Consider the following 22073-nt stretch of genomic DNA (forward strand, 5'->3'; position numbering starts at 1 on the left):
TCAGCCCTTCTTCGGCTCGTCCTTCTTGGCGGCCGGCTTCTTCGCGTCCTTGGACGCGGTGGTCGACTTCGCCGGTGCCGCCTTGGCCGGAGCAGCCTTGGCGGTGGTGGCCTTCGGAGCAGCGGCGGCGGTCTTGGCCGGGGCGGCAGCGGCAGCCTTCGGCGCTTCGGCCTTGGCTGGCGCGGTGGTGCCGGCGAACGCGGAACCGGCGAACGCGATGGCGGCGACAGCGATCAGAGCGGTGCGGAAGTTCATGGCGGTATTCCTCTCGAGTGATGGTGCGGAGTGCCGGCGGTGCGGTGCCGCCTTGATGACCACAGTGCGCCGCGCCCCTTGGCGCAGCGATGGCCGCGTCATGAAAGTTCGGTAATGAAGCGGCCAAAGAAAAAGCCCCGCGCTTGGCGGGGCTTTTTCACGACATCGCGGGGCGATCAGCCCTTGTTCGCGGTCTCGGTCTTCTTCGCGGCGTGGTGCTTGGCGTGATGCTTGGCGTGGTGCTTCGAATGGTGCGTGGCCGACTTCATCGGGGCGGCAGGCGCAGCCGGCGTGGCCGGGGTGGCGTCCTGGGCGAACGCGGCACCGGCAACGGCGGTGAGGGCGACGGCGAGCAGAGCGGTGCGCAGCTTCATGGTGAGCTCCTGGAACAGGGGATGGGTTCGACCGGGCGGACAAATCCGTCCGCGAACCCACGGTGCCTCGCCGCACTTGCGCGGGAGGTGGCCCGCCCATGAATTTTTTTTAATGCGTCAAAGGCCCTTGGCGGCCTGCGCGACGGCGCGGAACAGCGCGCGTCCCTTGCTCATCGTCTCTTCCCACTCGGCGGCGGGGTCGGAGTCGTACACGATGCCGGCGCCCGCCTGCACGTACAGGCGGCCGTCTTGGATGACGGCGGTGCGGATCGCGATCGCGGTGTCGGCATCACCATGCCAGCCGATGTAGCCGATGCTGCCGGCGTACACGTTGCGCTTGATCGGTTCGAGTTCGCGGATCACTTCCAGCGCGCGGATCTTCGGCGCGCCGCTGACGGTGCCCGCGGGGAACGTCGCGCGCAGCACGTCGGCATAGCTCAGCCCTTCCTTCAGGCGCCCCGTCACTTCGCTGACGATGTGCATGACGTGGCTGTAGCGCTCGATCACGAACTGCTCGCCGACTTCGACCGTGCCCGCTTCGCTGACGCGGCCGACATCATTGCGGCCGAGGTCGATCAGCATCAGGTGTTCGGCGCGTTCCTTGGGATCAGCGAGAAGCTCGACTTCGAGCGCGGCATCCTCCTCGGGCGTGGCACCGCGACGCCGCGTGCCGGCGATCGGTCGCACGGTGACTTCGCCGTCTTCCAGCCGCACCAGGATTTCCGGCGAACTGCCGACCACCTGCATGTCGCCGACGTCGAGGAAGTACATGTACGGCGACGGGTTGAGCGCACGCAGCGCGCGGTAGACGTCGACCGGCCGCGCGGTGAACGGCACCGACAGACGCTGGCTCAGCACGACCTGGAAGATGTCGCCGGCGCGGATGTAGTCCTTCGACTTCTCGACCGCGGCGATGAAGCCATCGCGGGTGAAGCCCGATATGAAATCGGTTTCATCCAGCGCAGCGGCATGCAGCGTTTCCGGATAACCCGGCCCGCCCTGGCGCAGCCGATGCGTGAGTTCGTCGAGGCGGCGATTCGCGCGCGCGAACGCATGCGGCTGCGACGGATCGGCGTGCACGATCAGGTACAGCCGGCCCTTGAGGTTGTCGAACACCGCGACTTCCTCGCTGAGCATCAGCAGGATGTCGGGCGTGCCGAGTTCGTCGCGCTTGCCGCGTCCGCCGGCGGCGAGTCGTGGCTCGATGTAGTCGATGCATTCGAAACCGAACCAGCCGACCAGGCCGCCGGTGAAGCCCGGCAGGCCTTCGAGGCGCGGTACCGAATGCGCGGTGCGCAGGCGCTCGACTTCCGCGAACGGATCCTCGACCTCGCGCGATTCGACGAGCTCGCCGTCCTCGGTGACGAACAACGTGTGCCCCGCGAACGCATACACGCGTCGCGCCGGCAGGCCGATGATCGAATAGCGACCGAAACGCTCACCGCCTTCGACAGACTCGAACAGGTACGTATGCGGGCCGTCGGCGAGCTTGAGATACACCGACAGAGGCGTGTCGAGATCCGACAGCACTTCGCGGACGACGGGAATGCGGTTGTGGCCGGCGTCGGCCTGCTGCTGGAACGACTCGAACGATGTCACGCGGTATCTCCTCGGAAGAACGACGGGTGCGATGGACGACGGCGGCTCAGGGCCACCATCGCCAACCCGTGGCGAGGCGATGCGATTGCGTGTGCGGAGTCATGGGGCCGGACTATAGCGGCTTGCGCGTCACGGGCGAAACGGCGGTGCATTCATGCATGAGCGCGCCCGGTGTCATCGACCTGTCACCGCACATCCGGAATAGAGGAGGCCATCGCAGGGACGACTGGCGAGGCAGGATGCCTCCTTGATTCCCCGGCCGGTGTCTTCGGACACCGGCTTTTCTTTTTCAGCGACGGCGTGCGTCGTCCACCGCGGACTTCATGCGCGCGATCACGTCGGCGTAGTCCGGCGCGTTGAAGATCGCCGAGCCGGCGACGAACGTATCCGCACCGGCCGCAGCGATCTCGCCGATGTTGTCGGCCTTGACGCCGCCGTCGATCTCCAAGCGCACATCGCGGCCGCTCGCATCGATCATCGATCGCACACGACGCAGCTTGTCGAGCGCGGACGGAATGAACGCCTGCCCGCCGAAACCCGGGTTCACCGACATCAGCAGCACCATGTCGATGTCCGAGAGCACGTAATCGAGCACGTCGACCGGCGTCGCGGGATTCAGCACGATGCCGGCCTGGCATCCGACCGACCTGATCAGCTGCACGGTGCGATGCACGTGCCGGCTCGCTTCGGGATGGAAGGTGATCATCGACGCACCGGCTTTCGCGAAATCCGGAACGATGCGGTCGACCGGTTCCACCATCAGGTGCACGTCGATGGGCGCGGTGACGCCGTGCTTGCGCAGCGCCTCGCAGATCATCGGGCCGATGGTGAGGTTGGGCACGTAATGGTTGTCCATCACGTCGAAGTGCACCCAGTCCGCGCCCGCCTTCAGCACGTTGTCGACTTCCTCACCGAGCTTGGCGAAGTTCGCGGACAGGATGGACGGTGCGATGACGGTCGATTGCATGGCGATCTCTGGTTCAGCGACGCGGCTTGCGCAGCGCCTGGATGCGGTCGTACGCGCCGTTGATGTCCCGCGCCTTGATCTCGGCGCGACGACGCAACTCGGGTGCGGCGGTCGCGAACTTGTCGGGGTGGTACTGCGACATCATCCGGCGGTAGGCCTGGTCGATGTCGGCATCGCTGGCGTCGTCCGCCACGTTGAGAATGCGATACGGGTCGTCGCGCAGGCGGAACCAGTCCGCATCGAAGGCATGCCCGATCAGCAGGCCGAGCAGCGCGCCCAGCGGCGGCTCGGCGCGCAGCAGCGCGGCACCCGCGAAGAAGCCCAGCAATTTGCCGTACCACCGGGTCGTGCGCACGCGGCGGGCCCTGCCTGCGGGGTCGGAGATCGGGCCGGCAGTGTACCTGCAGCACGACGGCCGCCGGCGTACACTGCCCGGCCCGCCGCCTCCGGCGGCCGTGTTCGACAGGCCCATGCGACCTTCGCTGCTGACGTCCGAACTGCCCGGGCTCCACCTGCGTCACCGCGGCAAGGTCCGCGACGTGTTCGACGTGCCGGCCGATCGCCTGCCGCCCGAAGTCGCACACGATGGCGACCACCTGCTCATCGTCGCCACCGATCGCCTGAGCGCGTTCGACGTGGTTCTGCCCGACCCGATTCCCGGCAAGGGCGAGATGCTCTGCCAGATCAGCAATTTCTGGTTCGGCAAGACCGCGCACATCGTGCCGAACCATCTCACCGGTATCGACGTCGCCAGCGTGCTGCCCGACGGCGTCGACGCGGCGTTGTACGCCAAGCGCGCGGTGGTCACGCGTCGCCTCAAGCCCGTTCCGATCGAATGCATCGCGCGCGGCTACCTGATCGGCAGCGGCTGGAAGGATTACCAGCGCACCGGTCGCGTCTCCGGAATCGCGCTGCCCGACGGCCTGCGTCAGGCCGAGAAGCTGCCCGAACCGATCTTTACGCCGTCGACCAAGGCCGCGGTCGGCGATCACGACGAGAACATCGATTTCGACGCCGCGGTGCGCCTGTGCGGCGCCGAACTCGCCGAAGCGGTGCGCGACGCGACGCTGCGCCTGTACGCCTACGCCGCCGACTACGCCGCGCAGCGCGGCATCCTGCTCGCCGACACCAAGTTCGAATTCGGCACCGACGCCGACGGCCGCCTCTACGTCATGGACGAAATGCTGACGCCGGATTCGTCGCGCTACTGGCCGGCCGATTCGTACCAGGTCGGCACCAGCCCACCAAGCTACGACAAGCAGTTCGTGCGCGACTACCTGGAAGCGATCGGCTGGGACAAGACACCGCCCGGCCCGGTGCTGCCGCCGGAAGTCATCGAGAAGACGCGTGCGAAGTACGCCGAAGCGCTCGATCGCCTCGCGGGCATTTCGGTCGACTGAGGCATCGGACGGCCTACCGGCCGTCCCACCGTTGCAACGCCGGGTGCGCACACGCTGCGGCATGATGGTCGCCTTCGCCGGAGAGCGACCATGAACGCCGACGTCCGCCCCATCGACCGCTGGTTCGCGAGCTACAGCGACGACCACCGCAACCACACCAACCAGCACATCCACGTGTGGTGCGTGCCTGCGATCCTGTGGAGTGTGATCGCGCTGCTGTGGTGCATCCCGTCGCCGACCACGATGTTCAACGACGGCATATTCGCCGGCGCGGCGATGCTGCTCGCGGCGCTGTTCTACTACCGCCACTCGCGCAGCCTCGGGCTCGGCATGGCGATCGCGTTCGTCGTGCTCGGGCTGGTGACGCGCGTGCTGTTCGCGGTGCTCGGCGCGAAGGGCCTGCTGACGCTCGCGATCGCGGTGTTCGTCGTCGCATGGATCGGGCAGTTCGTCGGCCACAAGATCGAAGGTCGCAAGCCGAGCTTCTTCACCGACCTCACCTACCTGCTGATCGGCCCGGCCTGGGTGATGGCCAAGCTGTTCCGTCGCATGGGCATCGGTTACTGATGACGCGCAATCCCGGCCTCGGCGGCCGCGATCTCGTACTGGTACTGCTGATCTGCCTTGCATGGGCGGGCAACTTCCTGACGTCCGCACTCGCGCTGCGCGAGATCCCGCCGTTCCTGTTCACCGCGTTGCGCTTCGCGATCCTCGGCGGCGCGCTGCTGCCTTTCATGAAGCGTCCGGCGCCCGGTCAGTGGCCGCGATTGTTCGCGGTCGCGATCTGCCTCGGCGTGCTGCACTTCGGGCTGAGCTTCACCTCGCTCAAGCTCGCGGGTGACCTGTCGTCGCCGGCGATCGTCATGCAGAGCTACGTGCCGATGACGGCGCTGCTGGGCTGGTTCGTGCTCGGCGAGCGCTTCGGATGGCGTACCGGCCTCGCGATCGCGGTGAGCTTCGGCGGCGTGCTGGTGCTGGGTTTCGATCCCATCGTGCTCGACCATCCGGCATCGCTGATTTCGATGCTGATCTCGGCGGTATTCCTCGCGCTGGCAACGGTGCTGATGAAGCGCCTGAAGGGCCTCGACGTCTTCAGCCAGCAGGGCTGGATCGCGTTGATCAGCATGCTGCCGCTGCTCGCGGTCAGCCATTTCACCGAGCCCGGTGCGATCGCGAAACTTCCGCAGGTGTCGTGGGTCGGTTGGGTCGGCGCGGCGTATGCGGCGTTCCTGTCATCGCTGCTCGGCCACGGTCTGTACTACGTGCTTGTGAAGCGACATCCGATCGCGCAGGTGACGCCGTGGCTGCTGATCTCGCCCGTGCTGGCGGTGATCCTCGGCGTGCTGTTCTGGGGCGACCGCCCGGGACCGCGGCTGCTGGTCGGTGGCGCCATGGTGCTGGGCGGCGTGCTGATCATCGCGCTGCGTGCGCTGGCGAAATCGCGCGATGTCGTGCGCGAACCGGCCGAAATCTGATCAGCCCGAGCGTGGAAACATCGACGCCTTGGGCGTGAACGCGCGCGGCGCATAGCCGAACGCCTCGCGTGCGGGCGTGGCATCGAATACGAGGTCGCGACGCATGCGTTCGATCGCGGCGTCACCGAAACCGGTCGCAATCCCGCGCGACTGCGCCATGCGCACCGCCAATTCGAACACCGGCAGCGGCAGCTCGAGCAGGTGCGCCGGCGGTTCGAGCACCCGCAGTACGCGACGCACCATGTCGCGATACATCAGTGTTTCGCCGCCGGGCAGATCGAAGGCGCGATCGTGCGCGGCGGTCGCGCCGATGCAATCCACTGCTGCGGCCGCGAGGTCGACGACATGCACCGGCTGGCGCAGGCCCGTCGCGCGACGCGGCAGCGGGAACCAGCGCATGCGATGCGCGATGCGCGCGATGCGGCTCAACGTGGCGTCGCGTGCGGCGCCGTAGACCAGTGTCGGGCACAGGATCGTGGTTGCGGCACCGCGTTCGCGCGCAGCCGTCATCAAACGATCTTCGGCGAGATGAAGACGCTGCGCGACGTCGCGTTCCTCGGGATCGACCGAATGCTGCTTCACCGTCACGCTGGTCGAACCGAATGCGACCACCCGGGCAGTCTTCGGGGGATTGCGTGCATACCAGTGCGAGAACGCATCGAGCGGTCCGCAACTCACGATCGCGTCGACTTCCACCGGCAGCAGCGGCATCGAGTCGAACGCGCCCTGAAGCCAGGTCAGTCCCGGCTCGTCGCGCTGTGCATTGCGCGACAACGCAGTGGCGCGCCAGCCGGCATTGCGCAGGCGATCGATCAGCGGCTCACCGATCTGCCCGGTTCCGCCGAACACCAGTGCATGACGCATCAGGTCGCGTTCCGTGCGAGTGCAGGCCGCAGCCACGCATAACCGAGCACCGCCGAAAGCACGGATGCCGCGAGCACACCGAGCACCGCTTCCTCGTAACGATGCGCGTCGTCGTACGCGAGCGAGGCGATGAACAGGCTCATGGTGAAGCCGATGCCGCAGAGCAGGCCGAGCCCCAGCGTCGAGCGCGTATCCATGCCTTCGGGCAGGCGCACAAGGCCGAGCGCACGCAGACCGAGCGCCGCACCGGCGATGCCGATCGGCTTGCCGAGCACCAGTCCCAGCGCGATGCCGAGTGGTAGCGCATCGAACATGTCACCGGCTGCCATTCCGCGCACCGCGAGCCCGGCATTCGCAAACGCGAACAGCGGCAGGATGGCGTAGGCGACCCATGGATGCAGCGCGTGTTCGAGCGTCTCGAGCGCCGAATGCTCGATCTCGTCGTCGATGTCGTTGCGCTTGTCGACGTGGGGAATCATCAATCCCGTTGCGACGCCGGCCAGCGTCGCGTGCACGCCGGATTTCAGCACGCACAGCCACAGCACCGCGCCGAGCACGAGGTACGGCGTCAGCGCGGTGACGTGCATGCGGTTGAGCACGAACATCGCGATCAATGCGACGGCTGCAAGCCCGAGCGCGAAGAACGACATCCCGTGCGAATAGAAGATCGCGATGATGAGGATGGCGATCAGGTCGTCGACCACCGCGATGGTCGACAGCAGTAGCTTCATGCCGACCGGCACGCGCGGGCCGAGCAGCGCGAGTACGCCGAGCGCGAACGCGATGTCGGTGGCGGTGGGCACCGCCCAGCCGCGCAGCGCGCCGGCATCGCCGCGATTGAGCGCGACGAAGATCAGCGCGGGCACGACGACGCCGGCAGTCGCGCACACCAGCGGAAGCACCAGCTGGCTGCGTTCGGCCAGTTGCCCGCTGGTGGCCTCGCGCTTGATCTCCAGCGCGACCAGCAGGAAGAAGATGGCCATCAGGCCGTCGTTGATCCACAGCAGCAGCGGCTTGGCGAGTTCCGCATCACCGATGCGCACGGCGAACGGCATGTCGCGGAATGCTTCGTATGCGCCCGACAGTGGTGAATTCGCGCAGATCATCGCGACCACTGCGGCCGCGATCAGCACGATGCCGCCGGCCGCCTCGAGCCGGAAGAAGTCGGCCAGTGCACGCACGGCGCGCGGCCCGATGGCCGAATGACTGCGGATTCCATCCATGCGGCCGAGTATATCGGCCGCGTCCTGCGACTCAGCGGTGCAGGCGGACGATCTCGAAGGCGATCCAGGCGAGCATCGCGACGAACAGCACGATGCCTTCGTTGCGCGAGACGCGCATGTCGCCGCGCAGCACCGGCAGCATCAACGCACCGAACACGAACGCGGCAGGCAACTCGTAGCGCACGAACGATGCCGGGATCGCCAAGCCATGCGCGAGCAGCGCCATGCCACCGAGCACAAGCAGGATGTTGACCAGGCTCGAGCCGATCACGTGGCCCGCGACGAGGTCGCCCTGCCCGCGGCGTGCCGCACCGATCGCACCCGCGGCTTCGGGAAGCGCGGTCGCGATGGCGACCGGCAGCAGGCCGGTGAGCAGCGGCGTCAGGCCCATGGCCTCGCCGACCACCGGTGCGTGCTGCACGATGAGCCGCGCGCCGTAGCCGAGGAAGACCGTCGCCAGCGCGATGCGCACGAGGTTCTGCGCGAGCATGTCGCTGGTGCGCGTGAAGCCTTCGATCTCTGCGCGCACTTCCGACGATTCGTCCGCGCTACGCGTGACCTTGAACGCGATGATCGCGACGAAGGCGACGACGAGGATGGCGCCGTCGAGCATCGACAGCTGGCCATCGAGCGACATCACCAAGACGAGCGCAGTCGCCGCGAGCAACGCGATCAGCAGATGCGACAGCGAACGCCAGCGCACCAGCACCGGTGCGGCGATCGCGGCGAGCGCGAGCGTCAGGCCGACATTGACGACGTTGCTGCCGACGGCATTGCCCAGCGCGAGTTCGCCGTCGCCCTTCGCGACCGCATAGAAGTTGACGACCAGCTCGGGGATCGACGTCGCCAACGCGACCAGCACCAGACCGACCGCGAACGGCGGCCAGCCGAAGCGTCGCGCAAGTCCTGCTGCGCCTCTAACGATCGAATCGCCGCCCAGTGCGAGCAGCACGAGGGCGAGCAGGAACCACAGCGCGGAAGCGGTGACGTCGGGCATGGTCGATCCTCAGGAACAGCCTTCAATGTAGTCGACCTGCGGCGCAACACCCGCATGCCATGCGGTGACCTTGCCCGCGGCATCGGTTTCGAACACCACCGCGCCGCCGTTGCCCGACACCTTCAGGTATTTACCGCCGTCGACGTACTTGTGCGGCGTTTCGCTGATGCGACCTGCGTACAGGCGACGGATGTCGTCGATGCCCATGCCACGGCGTCCGCCACCCGGCGCAACCGCGCGATCGTTGCTGACGTCGTAGCGCGCGAACTTGCCGCCGTCGAACATGAAACGAAGTCCCGCGGCGCCGAGCTCGCCCACCGGATTGAGATAGCCGCACTCGCCGGCTTTCACCGTACCGCCGAGTTCGCGGTTGAACGCCTTCTTCGCCTGCTCGACCGTCATGCCGAACTTCATGTCGCCGTAGCCGTCGAAATGCGCCGGGCTGTTGGCGCTGGACGGCGCGGGATCGTTCGCCGGCGTGTGCAGGCCGCCGGGCGCACTCGGGTTCGGTTCGCCGACCGCGATGCCCTGCGCGCCGGGTGGCGGTGTCGATGCGGTGGGGCCTGTCGATGCGTCAGCGGTGGCCGGCGTGTCGGTCGATGCGGGCGTCGCCGCCGTCGCTGCGTCTGCAGAAGTTGGTGCGGTACCCGATGCCGCAGGCGCCGACGCTGCGGCATCCGCGGTCGCAGGCGTGGCATCGCTGGCGGGTCGGCCGGAGCAGGCGCACAGCCCGGCTACGAGGATCAGCGATGCAACGTGCTTCATGAGGCGCTCCACGGTCGGTTCGCGGCAGCCTAGCCGGCGGCCGTGAACCCGTCGCGAAACGTCAGCCTGCGAAGTTCTTCTTGAGCCCAGCCCAGCAGGCCTGGTAATCGCGCTGGCGATGCGCGGCGTCGATCGCCTGCTGCGTCGGGCGGATCACGAAACGCGCCTCGAACATGAAGGCCATCGTGTCCTTGATGACGTCGGGCTTCGACAGGTCCGCGTTCGATGCTTTGTCGAACGTCGTCGCATCGGGGCCATGGCCGGTCATGCAGTTGTGCAGCGAGCAACCACCGGGCGAGAAACCTTCGGCCTTTGCGTCGTACGCGCCGTGGATCAGCCCCATAAATTCACTCGCGATGTTGCGGTGGAACCACGGCGGGCGGAACGTGTCCTGCGCGACGAGCCAGCGCGGCGGGAAGATCACGAAATCCATGTTGCCGACGCCGGGCGTGTCGCTCGGGCTGGTGAGCACCAGGAAGATCGACGGATCGGGATGGTCGAACGAGATCGACCCGATCGCGTTGAAGCGGCGAAGGTCGTAGACGTACGGCGCGTGGTTGCCGTGCCAGCCGACCACGTCGATCGGCGAATGGCCGATGTCCGCGCGCCACAAATGCCCCTGGAATTTCGCGACGAGTTCGAAGTCGCCTTCGACGTCTTCGTATGCTGCATTCGGCGCAAGGAAATCGCGTGGATTGGCGAGGCCGTTGGAACCGATGGGGCCGAGGTCCGGCAGGCGCAGGAACGCACCGAAGTTCTCGCAGATGTAGCCGCGCGATGCACCGTCGGGCAGCTTCACCGCGAAGCGGATGCCGCGCGGAATCACCGCGATCTGCTGCGGCTCGACGTCAAGCACGCCGAGCTCGGTTTCGATATGCAGGCGACCCTGCTGCGGAACGATCAGCAACTCGCCATCGGCGTCATAGAACCAGCGGCCCTGCATGTCGCGATTGGCGGCGTACAGATGCACGCCGATGCCCGACTGCGACGCGGCGCAGCCGTTGCCGGCCATGGTGAACAGACCATCGAGGAAATCGACGGACGCATCGTCGCCCGGCAGCGGCATCGGGCTCCACCGCATCTGGTCGGGGCTGACCGGGCCGGTGTCGAAATCATTGTGGAACGTGGTCGACGCCGGGCCTTCGTAGCGCGCAAACGGTCCATGCATCGCCGCGGGCCGAATGCGATACAGCCAGCTGCGACGGTTCGCATGGCGCGGTGCGGTGAACGCGGTGCCCGACACCTGCTCGGCGTACAGGCCGTGCGCGACGCGCTGCGGCGAATTGCGGCCTTCCGGCAGCGTGCCGGGGCGCGCTTCGGTGGCGAACTCGTTGCCGAAGCCGGACTGGTAGCCGGTGCTTTCGATCGTCATCGAAGGGTTCCTGTCGCGGATGCGAAAGGCCCCTGCGAACAGGGGCCGGTGGATCGGTGCGTCAGAGCACGCCGCGCTTCATCTGGTCGCGTTCGATCGACTCGAACAGCGCCTGGAAGTTGCCTTCGCCGAAGCCTTCGTTGCCCTTGCGCTGGATGATCTCGAAGAAGATCGGGCCGAACGCATTCTGGGTGAAGATCTGCAGCAGCTTGCGTTCCTTCGTCTCGAGGTCGGCGTCGATCAGGATGGCATTGCGACGCAGGCGCTCGACGTCCTCGCCATGGTTCGGCACGCGCTGGTCGATCACGTCGAAGTAGGTATCCGGCGTGTCGAGGAAGGCGACGCCCGCTTCGCGCATCGCTTCGATCGACTCGTAGATGTCGTCGGTGAACAGCGCTATGTGCTGGATGCCCTCGCCCTTGTAGGCGCGCAGGTATTCGTTGATCTGGCTGCGCTCGTCGTTCGACTCGTTGAGCGGAATGCGCACGATGCCGTCCGGCGCGGTCATCGCCTTCGACAGCAGGCCGGTCTTCGCGCCCTTGATGTCGAAGTAGCGGATCTCGCGGAAGTTGAACAGGCGCTCGTAGTAGTCCGACCACTTCTGCATGTTCCCGAGGAACAGGTTGTGCGTGAGGTGGTCGATGAAGGTCAGGCCGAAACCACGCGGGTTCTGGTCGGCGCCGGGGATCGCCTCGTAGTCTTCGTAGACGTTCGCGCCGTCGTCGACGAGATAGAGCATGCAGTCGCCGATGCCCTTGATCTTCAGCGCGCCGACCGCGCCGTCGCCGTCGATTTCCTCGCCGCCGTTCGCGGTGACATGGCGCAGCACTTCGGTAGTCGGCTTGGTGAAGCGGATCGCGAAGCCGCAGGCCGACGGGCCGTGCTCGGCGGCGAACTTCGACGCGAAGGAATCGGGTTCTTCGTTGAGCAGAAAGTTGACGCCGCCCTGGCGGAACAGCGTGATCGCACGACTCTTGTGCTTGGCGACCGGGCTGAAGCCGAGCCGACGCAGGTAGTCGCGCATGGCGTCGCCCTCGCCCTGGGGCGCGGCGAATTCGACGAATTCGAAGCCGTTGATCCCCATCGGGTTCTCGAACGTGGTGACCTGCATGCCGAGATTCGGTTGCGCGCTCATGGGGGAGTCCTCGAAGGTGGAAGTCGCGCCGGGCTTGCGGCGCAGGGTCGAAGCTTTATAGTTTCAGATGAAACTACTTGCAAGGCGCGACGCAGCATGAGCCTGAACCGTGACGCCGCCACCCTCGATCTCGAGCATTTCCTGCCCTATCGGCTGTCGGTGCTGAGCAACCGCGTCAGCGGCGCGATCGCGCAGATGTACTCCGAGCGCTTCGATCTCGGCGTCACCGAATGGCGCGTGATGGCCGTGCTCGGCCGCTACCCGGAGCTGTCGGCCGGTGAGGTCGCGCAGCGCACGGCGATGGACAAGGTGGCGGTGAGCCGCGCCGTCGCCGGGCTGGTGGAAGCCGGACGCGTGGAGCGCGAGACGCACGACGACGACCGGCGTCGATCGGTGCTGCGCCTGAGTGATGCGGGGCGCGACATCCACGACCAGGTCGCGCCGCTCGCGATCGCGTTCGAAAAGCGCCTGCTCGAGGGCATGGCCGCGGACGAACGCGACGTGCTGTTCCGCCTGCTCGATCGCCTGGACGAACTCGAGCTGCGCGCGGAAGCCGATCTCGGCACGCGCTGACATCGCCGTCGACCGTGCAAAGAAAAAGGCGGCCCGTAGGCCGCCTTTTTCGTGTCGCAGGATCGAGTTACTTGATGCCGTGCATCAGGCGCTGCACCAGCGGCGCGATGAGGAACAACAGCACGCCCGAACCGGCGAGCAGCCAGAAGCCGGTCGTGTACGCGGTCAGCGCGGACGCGGTGGTCATGCCGCCTTCGCCGCTGGCCTCGCCTGCGAAGATGCCGGCCAGGTTGTTGCCGATCGCGATCGACAGGAACCAGCAGCCCATCGCGAAGCCAGCCGAACGCGCCGGTGCGAGCTTGGTCGTCATCGACAGGCCGATCGGCGACAGGCAGAGCTCGCCGATCGACTGGATCACGTACACCGCGAACAGCGTCCAGAAAGGGATCTTCAGGCTCTGCGGATCGACCAGCTTGGTCAGCGCGAACATCAGCAGCAGGAACGCGAGGCCGTTGAAGATCAGGCCCAGGCCGAACTTGCGCGGGATCGACGGATTTGCGCGGCCCATCGCCACCCACATCCACGCCATCAGCGGCGCCAGGGTGATGATCGCAACGGAATTGACCGACTGGAACCACGCCACCGGGAACGTCCAGTCGCCGAACTGGCGGTTGACGATCTTGTCGGCGAGGAAGTTGAACGAGCTGCCGGCCTGTTCGAAGAACGCCCAGAACAGCACGTTGAACACGAAGATGATCAGCATCGCGATCACCTTGTCGCGCGCGACCTTGCCTTCGCGGATGCCTTCGACCAGCAGCATGATCGCCGGCACGATGATCAGCGCCATCAGGATGTACTGCAGCGCGTGAGCGCTGATGGTCAGCAGGAAGTAGAACGCCGGCACGCCGATGACGAGGCCGCCGACAGCGACCATCGCGAGGCGACCCAGGCCTTCCTTGCCCACCGGCGGCAGGCCGATGCCCTTGAGCTGGTTGCGACCCATCCAGAACCACAGCAGCGACAGGATCATGCCGACGCCGGCGGCGATGAACACGATCTTGTACGACGGCATCGCGTCGGTGCCGAAGATCTTCTGCGCGAGGAACTGGGTGATAACCGGCGAGATCATCGCGCCCAGGTTGATGCCCATGTAGAAGATGGTGAAGCCCGAGTCGCGACGCTGGTCCTCGGCGCGATAGAGCTTGCCGACCATCGTCGAAATGATCGGCTTGAACAGGCCGTTGCCGACGATGACGGTGGCGAGGCCGAGCTTGAAGATCTGCTCGTTCGGCACTGCGATCATGAAGAGGCCGAGCGCCATGATCGCCGCGCCCAGCAGGATCGAGCGCTGGTAGCCGACCAGCTTGTCGGCGATCCAGCCGCCGAAGATCGCACCCGCATACACGAGTGCGAGGTACGCGCCGTACAGCTCACTGGCCGGCTTCTCGCCGGTGGCGTTGCCGCCATGGAACTGGGCGACGATGTACAGCACCAGCGCCCAGCGGATGCCGTAGAACGCGAAGCGTTCGAAGAACTCCGACATGAAGAGCATCCACAACGGCTTCGGATGCCCCATGACCTGGTTGAACTCGGGCGGCGTGATGTTCGGGCCGCCCGGCGCATGCAGCGGCGGGCCCATCGGTTCTGCGGCGTCGGGTACTTGCGCACTCATTCGGTGATTCCTGCTTCGTAAAAGAGACGCCCACGGAAATTCGCGGGCGCGAGCAACCGGCCGAGAATGTCCGAACGGCGCGCAAGGCGTCAAACCGGACATGTTGCTGCAATGCAGCAGCGTTAATGGGCTGAACAGGGCTTCACGACCGGTGCGGTCGGCGCGAAGTCTTCTGCCTCACGGGTGAGCGCCGCGCATCCATCCCGCGTCGCAGCGAGGCGACGCGACGTGCTTAAGGCGATGGCGCGAGGTCGACGCCGATCCGCGTGCGCACTTCGAACAGTTCCGGGAAGAACGAGAGTTCGAGTGCCTGCTTGAGGAAGCCCACGCCGGACGACCCGCCCGTGCCGCGCTTGAAGCCGATGATGCGCATCACCGTGCGCATGTGGCGGAAGCGCCAGAGCTGGAACTGCGTCTCGAGGTCGACCAGGTCTTCGCACAACTGGTACGCGACCCAGTGCGTGGTCGAGTCCTCGTAGATCGCTTCGAGCACGGGCAGCAGTTCGGGATCGGACACGTGCGTGACAGTCCAGTCGCGCTCGAGCAGGCGCGGCGGCACCGGATGGCCATGTCGGGCGAGGTAGCGCAGCGCTTCGTCGTACAGGCTGGGCGCGCGCAGCAACTCGTCGAGCATCGCGTGCGCGTCGGTGTCATGCGCGAACACCTCGAGCATCCGCGCGTTCTTGTTGCCGAGCAGGAACTCGATGGCGCGGTACTGCAGGGACTGGAAGCCCGACGACGGCCCGAGGATGTCGCGGAACTTCATGTAGTCGGCCGGCGTGAGCGTCTCCAGCACCGTCCACATCTCGGTGAGCTGGCGCAGGATCGCCTTGCAGCGCGCAAACACCTTCTGGCAGGCGCCGACGTCGTCCGCGCGCAGGAAGCCGACCGCCGCGCGCAGCTCGTGGATCATCAGCTTCATCCACAGCTCGCTGACCTGGTGCTGGCAGATGAAGAGCAGTTCGTCGTGCTGCGGCGGGTCCGACAGCGGCTCCTGCGCGGACAGCAGGCGATCCAGGCGCAGGTAGCCGCCGTAGGTCAGTCGACCGGCAAGGTCGGTGTGGACGCCGCTTTCCAGCGGACGCTCGTTGTTCTCGATGCTCATCGGTCGGGGCCCCGTGCGGGCCGGCAGCGTAGCGCAGGCGACCGCCGTCACGCTTTGGCAACGTATTCGCGCCACAATTCCGGCCGCTTCGCGGGCATGCCTGCGGGGCCGGGGCCGCGCCGGTGCGCGGGATGCGGGAGGCGTCGCCTTCCGGGCACATGGGGAAAGAACATGGATCGGTCATTTCGACGTCTGGCGGCGCTCGGCTTCGCCCTCGGCGTGCTCATCGTCGCGCCCGCCCAGGCGCAGGTCGTCATCAGCCAGGTGTACGGCGGTGGCGGCAACTCGGGCGCGCAGTACAAGAGCGACTTCATCGAACTGCACAACACCGGCACGTCCGCGGTCGACGTGTCGACGTGGTCGGTGCAGTACGCCTCCAGCACCGGCACCAGCTGGCAGAAGACGAACCTGTCCGGTTCCATCCCGGCGGGCGCGTACTACCTGGTCAAGGAAGCCGACGGCGCCGGCACGCAGCCTGCGCTGCCGAGTCCCGATGCCACCGGCACCATCGCGATGTCCGGCACCGCCGGCAAGATCGCGCTGGTCTCCAACAATTCCGCGTTGCCCGCCGGTTGCCCGGTCGGTGCGCTCGACGTGGTCGCGTTCGGCACCGGCAGCACCTGCGCCGAAGGCAGCGGCCCGACCGGAACGCTGAGCAACACTACCGCCGCGATCCGGAGCGATGACTGCGTCGACGGCAACAACAATGCGGGCGACTTCAGCGTCGCCGCGCCGAACCCGCGCAACCGTTCGAGCGCAGCGCACCTCTGCGGCGCCACGCAGACCCTCGCCAGCATCGACGACGTGTCGGTCAACGAAGGCAATGCGGGCACGGCGTCGCTGGTGTTCACCGTCAAGCTCACCCAGCCCGCCGGCGCGAGCGGCGTGACGTTCCACTGGTCGACCGTCGACGGCGGCGCGACCGCGGGCAGCGATTTCGTCGGCGTGACCGACGCGACCGCGACGATTCCCGCCGGCGCCGACCGCACGCAGATCACCGTCACCGTCAGCGGCGACGACGCAATCGAAAACGACGAGACGTTGCATGTCGTGGTGTCGAACCTCGTCGGCGTGGAAGCCGGCGACGTTGACGGCCTCGGTACGATCGTCAATGACGATTTCCAGATCATCCCGATCTCGCAGATCCAGGGATCGGGCGCGCGTTCGCCGCTGGCGGGTCAGGTTGTCGCGACGCGCGGCATCGTCACCGGGCGCACGTCGAAGGGCTTCTTCCTGCAGAGCCGCGACGTCGATGCCGACGCCGATGCATCGACGTCGGAAGGCATCTTCGTGTTCACCAGCAGCGCGCCGCCGGCGTCCGCGCAGGTGGGCCGCTGGGTGGTCGCGCGCGGCACGATCTCCGAGTTCGTTCCGTCCACCGATCCGGGCCAGCAGCCGCTGACCGAAATGGGCGGCGCGATCGTCGTCGCTCCGGTCGACGACGCGACCTATCCGCTGCCCGCACCGGTCGAACTCACCGCGACGTTCCCCGACCCGAACGGCGGCCTCGAACAGCTCGAGCGCGTCGAATCGATGCGCGTGATCGTGCATGACTTCGTTGCCACCGCCCCCACCGACGGCTTCGTCAACGAAGCGCAGGCCACGAGCGCGAGCAACGGCCTGTTCTACGGCACCGTTGCCGGCGTGCCGCGTCCGTTCCGCGAGCCCGGCATCCAGGCCCCGGACGCGCCGCCCGCTGGCACGATTCCGCCGATCCCGCAGTGGGATTTCAATCCGGAAGTGATGTCGGTCGACAGCGATGCGCTGGGTGGCGCGATGCTGGACGTCGCCGCCGGCGCGCACATCGCCGACCTCGCCGGCCCGCTGAACTACAGCTTCCGTCGCTGGCAGATCCTGCCGGATTCGATCGGCACGCTGACGCCGGGTCCGGCGCCGCGCGCCGCGAAGGAAGCGCCGGCCGATGCGTTCTCGGTCGCCGGCTACAACATGGAGCGCTTCTTCGACGACATCGACGACCCGGGCAAGAGCGACGTGCGCCTCAGCGCCGCTGCGCTCGAGCGTCGCCTGTCGAAGGCCTCGATCGGCATCCGCGAATCGCTGCGCACGCCGGACATCCTCGGCGTGGTCGAGATGGAAAACCTGTCGGTGCTGCAGCGCATCGCCGATCGCGTCAACAACGATGCCGTCGCCGCGGGCCAGCCGGATCCGAACTACGTGCCGTATCTGATCGAAGGCAATGACGTCGGCGGTATCGACGTCGGCTTCCTGATCAAGACGGCCGAAGTCGCGGGCGGCACGCCGCGCGTGGAAGTCGTCGACGTGCAGCAGATCGGCAAGGACACGACGTTCACTGCGCCGAACGGTTCGACCAGCCTGCTCAACGATCGTCCGCCGCTCGCGCTGAAGGCCGTGGTGCATTACGCCGACGGCCGCGCCTTCCCGATCAACGTCGTGATCGCGCACCAGCGTTCGCTCAGCGGTGCGGAAACGGCCGACGACGAAGGCGACCGCATCCGCAGCAAGCGCCAGCGCCAGGCCGAGTTCCTCGCGGCCTACCTCAACGCGCGCCAGCACGAAGCACCGGACACGCGCATGGTGGTGCTCGGCGACTTCAACGCGTTCGAGTTCAACGACGGCTTCACCGATTCGATGGGCACCACCATCGGCAAGCCGGCGCCGGACGCCGAAACCGCGGTCTATGGCGACGGCAACGATCTCGTCGATCCGGACTTCGTCAACCTGACCACGGTCGAGCCGCAGGACCAGCGCTATTCGTTCTCGTTCGACGGCAACGCGCAGAGCCTGGACCACGTGCTCGTCAACGAAGACCTGGTGATTGCAACGCGCGATCTGCAGGTCGACCACGCGCGCATCAATGCGGACTTCCCGGAAACCAACCGCGACGATGCGGCCTCGCCGTCGCGCCTGTCCGACCACGACCCGGTCGTCGCCTACTTCGTGCCGCGTCGTCGCGCGGATCTCGTAGTGAGCGCACACGCCGCCGCCGTGGTGCCTGGCCAGCCGCTGCGCTTCGACGTCCGCCTGCACGACAACGGTCCGGAGCAGGCCGACTTCCCGGAAATCGGTTTCGAGCTCGACGCCGAGCTGCCGGACCTCGCGGTCGCCGCGCCGGCGGGCTGGACCTGCGCGCCGAACGTGGTCGCCTCGGGCCATACCTCGGTCGACTGCCGCGCCGACGCGCTCGCCGCCAACGCCGATGCGGACTTCGCGCTCACCGCGCAGCCGACGCCGGCGCTGCGTGGTCGTCCGCTGCTGCTGGTCGCCTCGGCCGATGCGCGCTCGTTCGATCCGGACACGTCGAACAACGCCGCGTCCGCGCAGCTGTCGATCACGCAGAAGGCGGACCTCGCTGCGACGCTGGCCGGCCTGCCGGTCGCGCTCGGTGGCCGCCCGACGCTGTACGCGGTGAGCGTGGTCAACCTCGGCCCGGATACCGCGATCGCGCCGACGCTGACCGTCACCGGCAACGTGCCCGCCGCCTCGGCGAAGATGACCCCGGCCGCCGGCTGGACCTGCAACGTGGTGGACGCCGACGCCGGCTTCCGCGCCACGTGCTCGGCCGGCACGCAGGTCCCGCGCTCGATGCGTGGCTTCAGCCTGCGGCTGGTGGCGCCGACCCGTGCCGACCAGACGCAGATCGTACTGCGCGCGCAGGTCACCGCGGCCAGCCTGGATCCGGTGGCTAGCAACGACACGTCGACCGCGACGGTGAAGGTGGTCGGCTCGCCGCACTGATCCGCCACTGCAGCGGTTTTGCCGAAAGGCGCGGCCCCGGTCGCGCCTTTCGCGCATCTGCGTGACGCAGCGCGCCATGCCGCTTAACGACCCCGCCGGTAGAATCAGGCGCTTTCCGACGCACCGGACCCCACGGATGACGCTCGCCGCGAGTTTCGAAATCGAATACCTGCAGTACATCGGCCCCGACGGCTCGACCGTCGCCGAACTTCCCGAGGCGTTCCGCGATGCCTCGCAGCTGGTCCCGCTGTTCAAGCAGATGCTGTTCGTGCGCACCTTCGACACCAAGGCGATCGCGCTGCAACGCACCGGCAAGCTCGGCACGTATGCAGCGTGCCTCGGTCACGAGGCCACGCACGTCGGCATCGGCGCGGCGATGCGTCCCGAGGACGTGTTCGCACCCAGCTACCGCGAATACGGCGCGCAGTTCATGCGCGGAGTGAAGCCGCGCGACGTCCTCATGTACTGGGGCGGCGACGAACGCGGCAACGACTTCGAAGGCCCGAAGAACGACTACCCGTGGTGCGTGCCGATTTCGACGCAGTGCCTGATGGCGTCCGGCGCCGCGCTCGCGTTCAAGCTGCGCAACGAACCGCGCGTCGCGGTCGCCTGCTGCGGCGACGGCGGCTCGTCCAAGACCGACTTCTACGCCGGCCTCAATGCATCCGGCGCGTTCACCTCGCCGCTCGTGCTCTGCGTCATCAACAACGGCTGGGCGATCAGCGTGCCGCGCGGCGCGCAGACCGGCGCCAAGACGCTCGCGCAGAAGGGCCTCGCCGGCGGGCTGTACTGCCTGCAGGTCGACGGCAACGATCTCATCGCCGTGCTCGAAGCCATGCGCCGCGCCACCGAGCGCGCACGTAGCGGACAGGGCGGCAGCGTCATCGAGTTCATGACCTACCGCCTGCACGACCACACCACCGCCGACGACGCGCGTCGCTACCGCGGCGAGCAGGAAGTGAAGGACGCCTGGACACGCGAACCCTTCATCCGCCTGCGCAATTACCTCGTCGCGCAGAAGCTGTGGGACGACGCGCAGGAAAAAGCGTGGATCGAGGAATGCGGCAAGCTCATCGACGTTGAAATCAACGCCTATCTGGAATGCCCGGTGCAACCGGTTGAAGCGATGTTCGACTACCTCTATGCCGACATGCCCGAGGACCTTCGCGCGCAACGCGAATACGCGCTGAGCCTGGAGGGCCGCCGATGAACGCACAGGTCGACAAGTCGAATAGCGCGCCGCAAGCGGCCGCGCGCACCGAAAACGCGATCACCCTGATCGAAGCGATCACGCAGGCGCTCGCCTACGAGATGCGCAACGATCCGTCGGTACTGGTGCTCGGCGAAGACGTCGGCGTCAACGGCGGCGTGTTCCGCGCGACCGCCGGGCTGCATGCGCAGTTCGGCTCGCAGCGCGTGATCGATACGCCGCTCGATGAAACGACGATCGCGGGTCTTACCGTCGGCCTCGCGTCGCAGGGCATGAAGCCCGTCGCCGAAGCGCAGTTCGACGGCTTCATGTATCCGATGGTCGACTTCATCGTCTGCCACGCAGCGCGCATGCGCTATCGCACGCGCGGTCGCCTGACCTGCCCGATGGTGCTTCGCGTGCCGTGGGGCGGTGGCATTCGCGCGCCGGAGCATCACTCCGAAGCGAACGAAGCGATCTTCACCAACGTGCCGGGCCTGCGCGTGGTGATGCCGTCGTCGCCGCAGCGCGCGTACGGCATGTTGCTGTCGGCGATCCGCGACCCGGACCCGGTGATCTTCTTCGAACCCAAGCGCATCTACCGCCAGTACAAGGAAGTGGTCGCCGACGACGGCGAAGCGCTGCCGCTCGACGTCTGCTACGTGCTGCGCGACGGCACCGACCTGACGCTGGTGACGTGGGGCGCGCAGGTCAAGGAAACGCTCGAAGCCGCAGAGAAACTCGCGGGCGAAGGCATCAACTGCGAAGTGATCGACGTCGCCACCTTGCGCCCGCTGGACTTCGCGACCATCGCCGAATCGGTCGCCAAGACCGGGCGTTGCGTGATCGTGCACGAAGCGCCCAAGACCGCGGGTTTCGGCGCGGAAATCGCGGCGCGCCTTGCGGAAGAGTCGATGTTCGACCTGCTCGCGCCGGTCGAGCGCGTCACCGGCTACGACACGCACATCCCGCTGTTCCGGCTGGAGATGAAGTACCTGCCGAGCGTGGATCGCATCGTCACCGCCGCCAAGCGCGCGATGGCCGCCGGCTGATGCCGACGCCCAAGGGCGAAGCGATCGATCTGCAGGCCAAGCTCGCCGCATTCGGCGAGCACTGGTCGCCACGCGTCGTTGCGGAAATGAACGACGTGCAGTTCAAGGTCGTGAAACTCGAGGGCGAATTCGTCTGGCATGCGCACGACACGACGGACGAAACATTCATCGTGATCGACGGCGAGATGCAGGTCGGCTATCGCGACCATGACGTGACGCTGCGCGCGGGCGAGATGATCGTCATCCCGCGCGGCGTCGAACACATCACCCGCGCCGCGCGCGAATGCCATGCGCTCATCATCGAGCCGCGTGGCGTCGTGAACACCGGCGACGCGGACAGCGACCTGACGGCGCAGAACGACGTCTGGGTCTGAACCTACTTACGGAACGAGCAACGCC

General features: G+C 67.0%; 21 protein-coding genes. 8 read left to right on the forward strand and 13 right to left on the reverse strand.

Translation table 11 applies throughout. The annotated features are described in order from the left end of the window. From ACVWZN_RS10730 to ACVWZN_RS10750, 5 genes are all read right to left on the reverse strand, one after another. Nucleotides 1-255 (reverse strand): hypothetical protein, encoded by a 255-nt coding sequence (locus ACVWZN_RS10730; RefSeq protein WP_051234659.1) that lies wholly within the window; start codon nt 253-255, stop codon nt 1-3. A gap of 176 nt (nt 256-431) precedes the next feature. Continuing rightward, nucleotides 432-629 carry a hypothetical protein gene (locus ACVWZN_RS10735; RefSeq protein WP_456953803.1) on the reverse strand — a complete coding sequence of 66 codons (198 nt, stop codon included), beginning with the start codon at nt 627-629 and terminating at the stop codon, nt 432-434. Between the two features lie 117 nt (nt 630-746). Next, nucleotides 747-2228 (reverse strand): anthranilate synthase component I, encoded by a 1482-nt coding sequence (gene trpE / locus ACVWZN_RS10740; RefSeq protein ID WP_456953804.1) that lies wholly within the window; start codon nt 2226-2228, stop codon nt 747-749. A 289-nt stretch (nt 2229-2517) separates the two neighbouring features. After that, nucleotides 2518-3195 carry a ribulose-phosphate 3-epimerase gene (gene rpe / locus ACVWZN_RS10745; protein ID WP_456953805.1) on the reverse strand — a complete coding sequence of 226 codons (678 nt, stop codon included), beginning with the start codon at nt 3193-3195 and terminating at the stop codon, nt 2518-2520. A gap of 13 nt (nt 3196-3208) precedes the next feature. After that, on the reverse strand, nt 3209-3550 hold the full coding sequence (locus tag ACVWZN_RS10750) for a J domain-containing protein (RefSeq protein WP_456953806.1): 342 nt from the start codon (nt 3548-3550) through the stop codon (nt 3209-3211). A gap of 115 nt (nt 3551-3665) precedes the next feature. Here ACVWZN_RS10750 and ACVWZN_RS10755 point away from each other — a divergent pair, with 115 nt between their 5' ends. From ACVWZN_RS10755 to ACVWZN_RS10765, 3 genes are all read left to right on the forward strand, one after another. Then, nucleotides 3666-4595, forward strand: a complete 930-nt coding sequence (locus ACVWZN_RS10755) for a phosphoribosylaminoimidazolesuccinocarboxamide synthase (protein WP_456953807.1) — start codon at nt 3666-3668, stop codon at nt 4593-4595. Between the two features lie 90 nt (nt 4596-4685). Beyond that, nucleotides 4686-5162, forward strand: a complete 477-nt coding sequence (locus ACVWZN_RS10760; protein ID WP_456953808.1) for an Mpo1 family 2-hydroxy fatty acid dioxygenase — start codon at nt 4686-4688, stop codon at nt 5160-5162. Then, complete coding sequence (locus ACVWZN_RS10765; RefSeq protein WP_456953809.1) at nt 5162-6070, forward strand: DMT family transporter; 909 nt, start codon at nt 5162-5164, stop codon at nt 6068-6070. The genes ACVWZN_RS10760 and ACVWZN_RS10765 overlap by 1 nt, the downstream gene beginning before the upstream one ends. On the opposite strand, the gene ACVWZN_RS10770 is transcribed toward ACVWZN_RS10765, so the two are convergent. From ACVWZN_RS10770 to hppD, 6 genes are all read right to left on the reverse strand, one after another. Next, nucleotides 6071-6934 carry an NAD-dependent epimerase/dehydratase family protein gene (locus ACVWZN_RS10770; RefSeq protein ID WP_456953810.1) on the reverse strand — a complete coding sequence of 288 codons (864 nt, stop codon included), beginning with the start codon at nt 6932-6934 and terminating at the stop codon, nt 6071-6073. Then, nucleotides 6934-8157, reverse strand: a complete 1224-nt coding sequence (nhaA, locus tag ACVWZN_RS10775; RefSeq protein ID WP_456953811.1) for a Na+/H+ antiporter NhaA — start codon at nt 8155-8157, stop codon at nt 6934-6936. The genes ACVWZN_RS10770 and nhaA overlap by 1 nt, the downstream gene beginning before the upstream one ends. 31 nt (nt 8158-8188) lie before the next feature. Further along, nucleotides 8189-9154: a sodium:calcium antiporter gene (locus tag ACVWZN_RS10780; protein WP_456953812.1), complete on the reverse strand. Its 966-nt coding sequence runs from the start codon at nt 9152-9154 to the stop codon at nt 8189-8191. A gap of 9 nt (nt 9155-9163) precedes the next feature. Further along, the gene (locus tag ACVWZN_RS10785) at nt 9164-9919 is read right to left on the reverse strand and encodes a lectin (protein ID WP_456953813.1); all 756 of its coding nucleotides are present in this window, start codon (nt 9917-9919) and stop codon (nt 9164-9166) included. 61 nt (nt 9920-9980) lie between these two features. Then, complete coding sequence (gene hmgA / locus ACVWZN_RS10790; protein ID WP_456953814.1) at nt 9981-11291, reverse strand: homogentisate 1,2-dioxygenase; 1311 nt, start codon at nt 11289-11291, stop codon at nt 9981-9983. 61 nt (nt 11292-11352) lie between these two features. Beyond that, the gene (gene hppD / locus ACVWZN_RS10795; RefSeq protein WP_456953815.1) at nt 11353-12426 is read right to left on the reverse strand and encodes a 4-hydroxyphenylpyruvate dioxygenase; all 1074 of its coding nucleotides are present in this window, start codon (nt 12424-12426) and stop codon (nt 11353-11355) included. Between the two features lie 96 nt (nt 12427-12522). Here hppD and ACVWZN_RS10800 point away from each other — a divergent pair, with 96 nt between their 5' ends. Beyond that, on the forward strand, nt 12523-12999 hold the full coding sequence (locus ACVWZN_RS10800; protein ID WP_456953816.1) for a MarR family winged helix-turn-helix transcriptional regulator: 477 nt from the start codon (nt 12523-12525) through the stop codon (nt 12997-12999). A gap of 67 nt (nt 13000-13066) precedes the next feature. On the opposite strand, the gene ACVWZN_RS10805 is transcribed toward ACVWZN_RS10800, so the two are convergent. Then, a complete protein-coding gene (locus ACVWZN_RS10805; protein WP_456954751.1) occupies nt 13067-14578 on the reverse strand; it encodes a peptide MFS transporter in 1512 nt (503 codons plus the stop codon). A gap of 265 nt (nt 14579-14843) precedes the next feature. After that, a complete protein-coding gene (locus ACVWZN_RS10810) occupies nt 14844-15716 on the reverse strand; it encodes a tryptophan 2,3-dioxygenase (protein WP_456953817.1) in 873 nt (290 codons plus the stop codon). A gap of 171 nt (nt 15717-15887) precedes the next feature. On the opposite strand from ACVWZN_RS10810, the gene ACVWZN_RS10815 reads away from it, so the two are divergent. The 4 genes from ACVWZN_RS10815 to ACVWZN_RS10830 all read left to right on the forward strand — a co-directional run bounded on the left by ACVWZN_RS10815 (nt 15888) and on the right by ACVWZN_RS10830 (nt 22048). Beyond that, nucleotides 15888-19433 carry a lamin tail domain-containing protein gene (locus ACVWZN_RS10815; RefSeq protein ID WP_456953818.1) on the forward strand — a complete coding sequence of 1182 codons (3546 nt, stop codon included), beginning with the start codon at nt 15888-15890 and terminating at the stop codon, nt 19431-19433. Between the two features lie 136 nt (nt 19434-19569). After that, the gene (gene pdhA, locus ACVWZN_RS10820; RefSeq protein ID WP_456953819.1) at nt 19570-20643 is read left to right on the forward strand and encodes a pyruvate dehydrogenase (acetyl-transferring) E1 component subunit alpha; all 1074 of its coding nucleotides are present in this window, start codon (nt 19570-19572) and stop codon (nt 20641-20643) included. Next, nucleotides 20640-21674: an alpha-ketoacid dehydrogenase subunit beta gene (locus ACVWZN_RS10825; protein ID WP_456953820.1), complete on the forward strand. Its 1035-nt coding sequence runs from the start codon at nt 20640-20642 to the stop codon at nt 21672-21674. Before pdhA ends, ACVWZN_RS10825 begins: the two co-directional genes overlap by 4 nt. Next, complete coding sequence (locus tag ACVWZN_RS10830; RefSeq protein WP_456953821.1) at nt 21674-22048, forward strand: cupin domain-containing protein; 375 nt, start codon at nt 21674-21676, stop codon at nt 22046-22048. Before ACVWZN_RS10825 ends, ACVWZN_RS10830 begins: the two co-directional genes overlap by 1 nt. Nucleotides 22049-22073 lie beyond the last annotated feature (25 nt).

The sequence above is a fragment of the Lysobacter sp. HA35 genome, assembly GCF_054061195.1.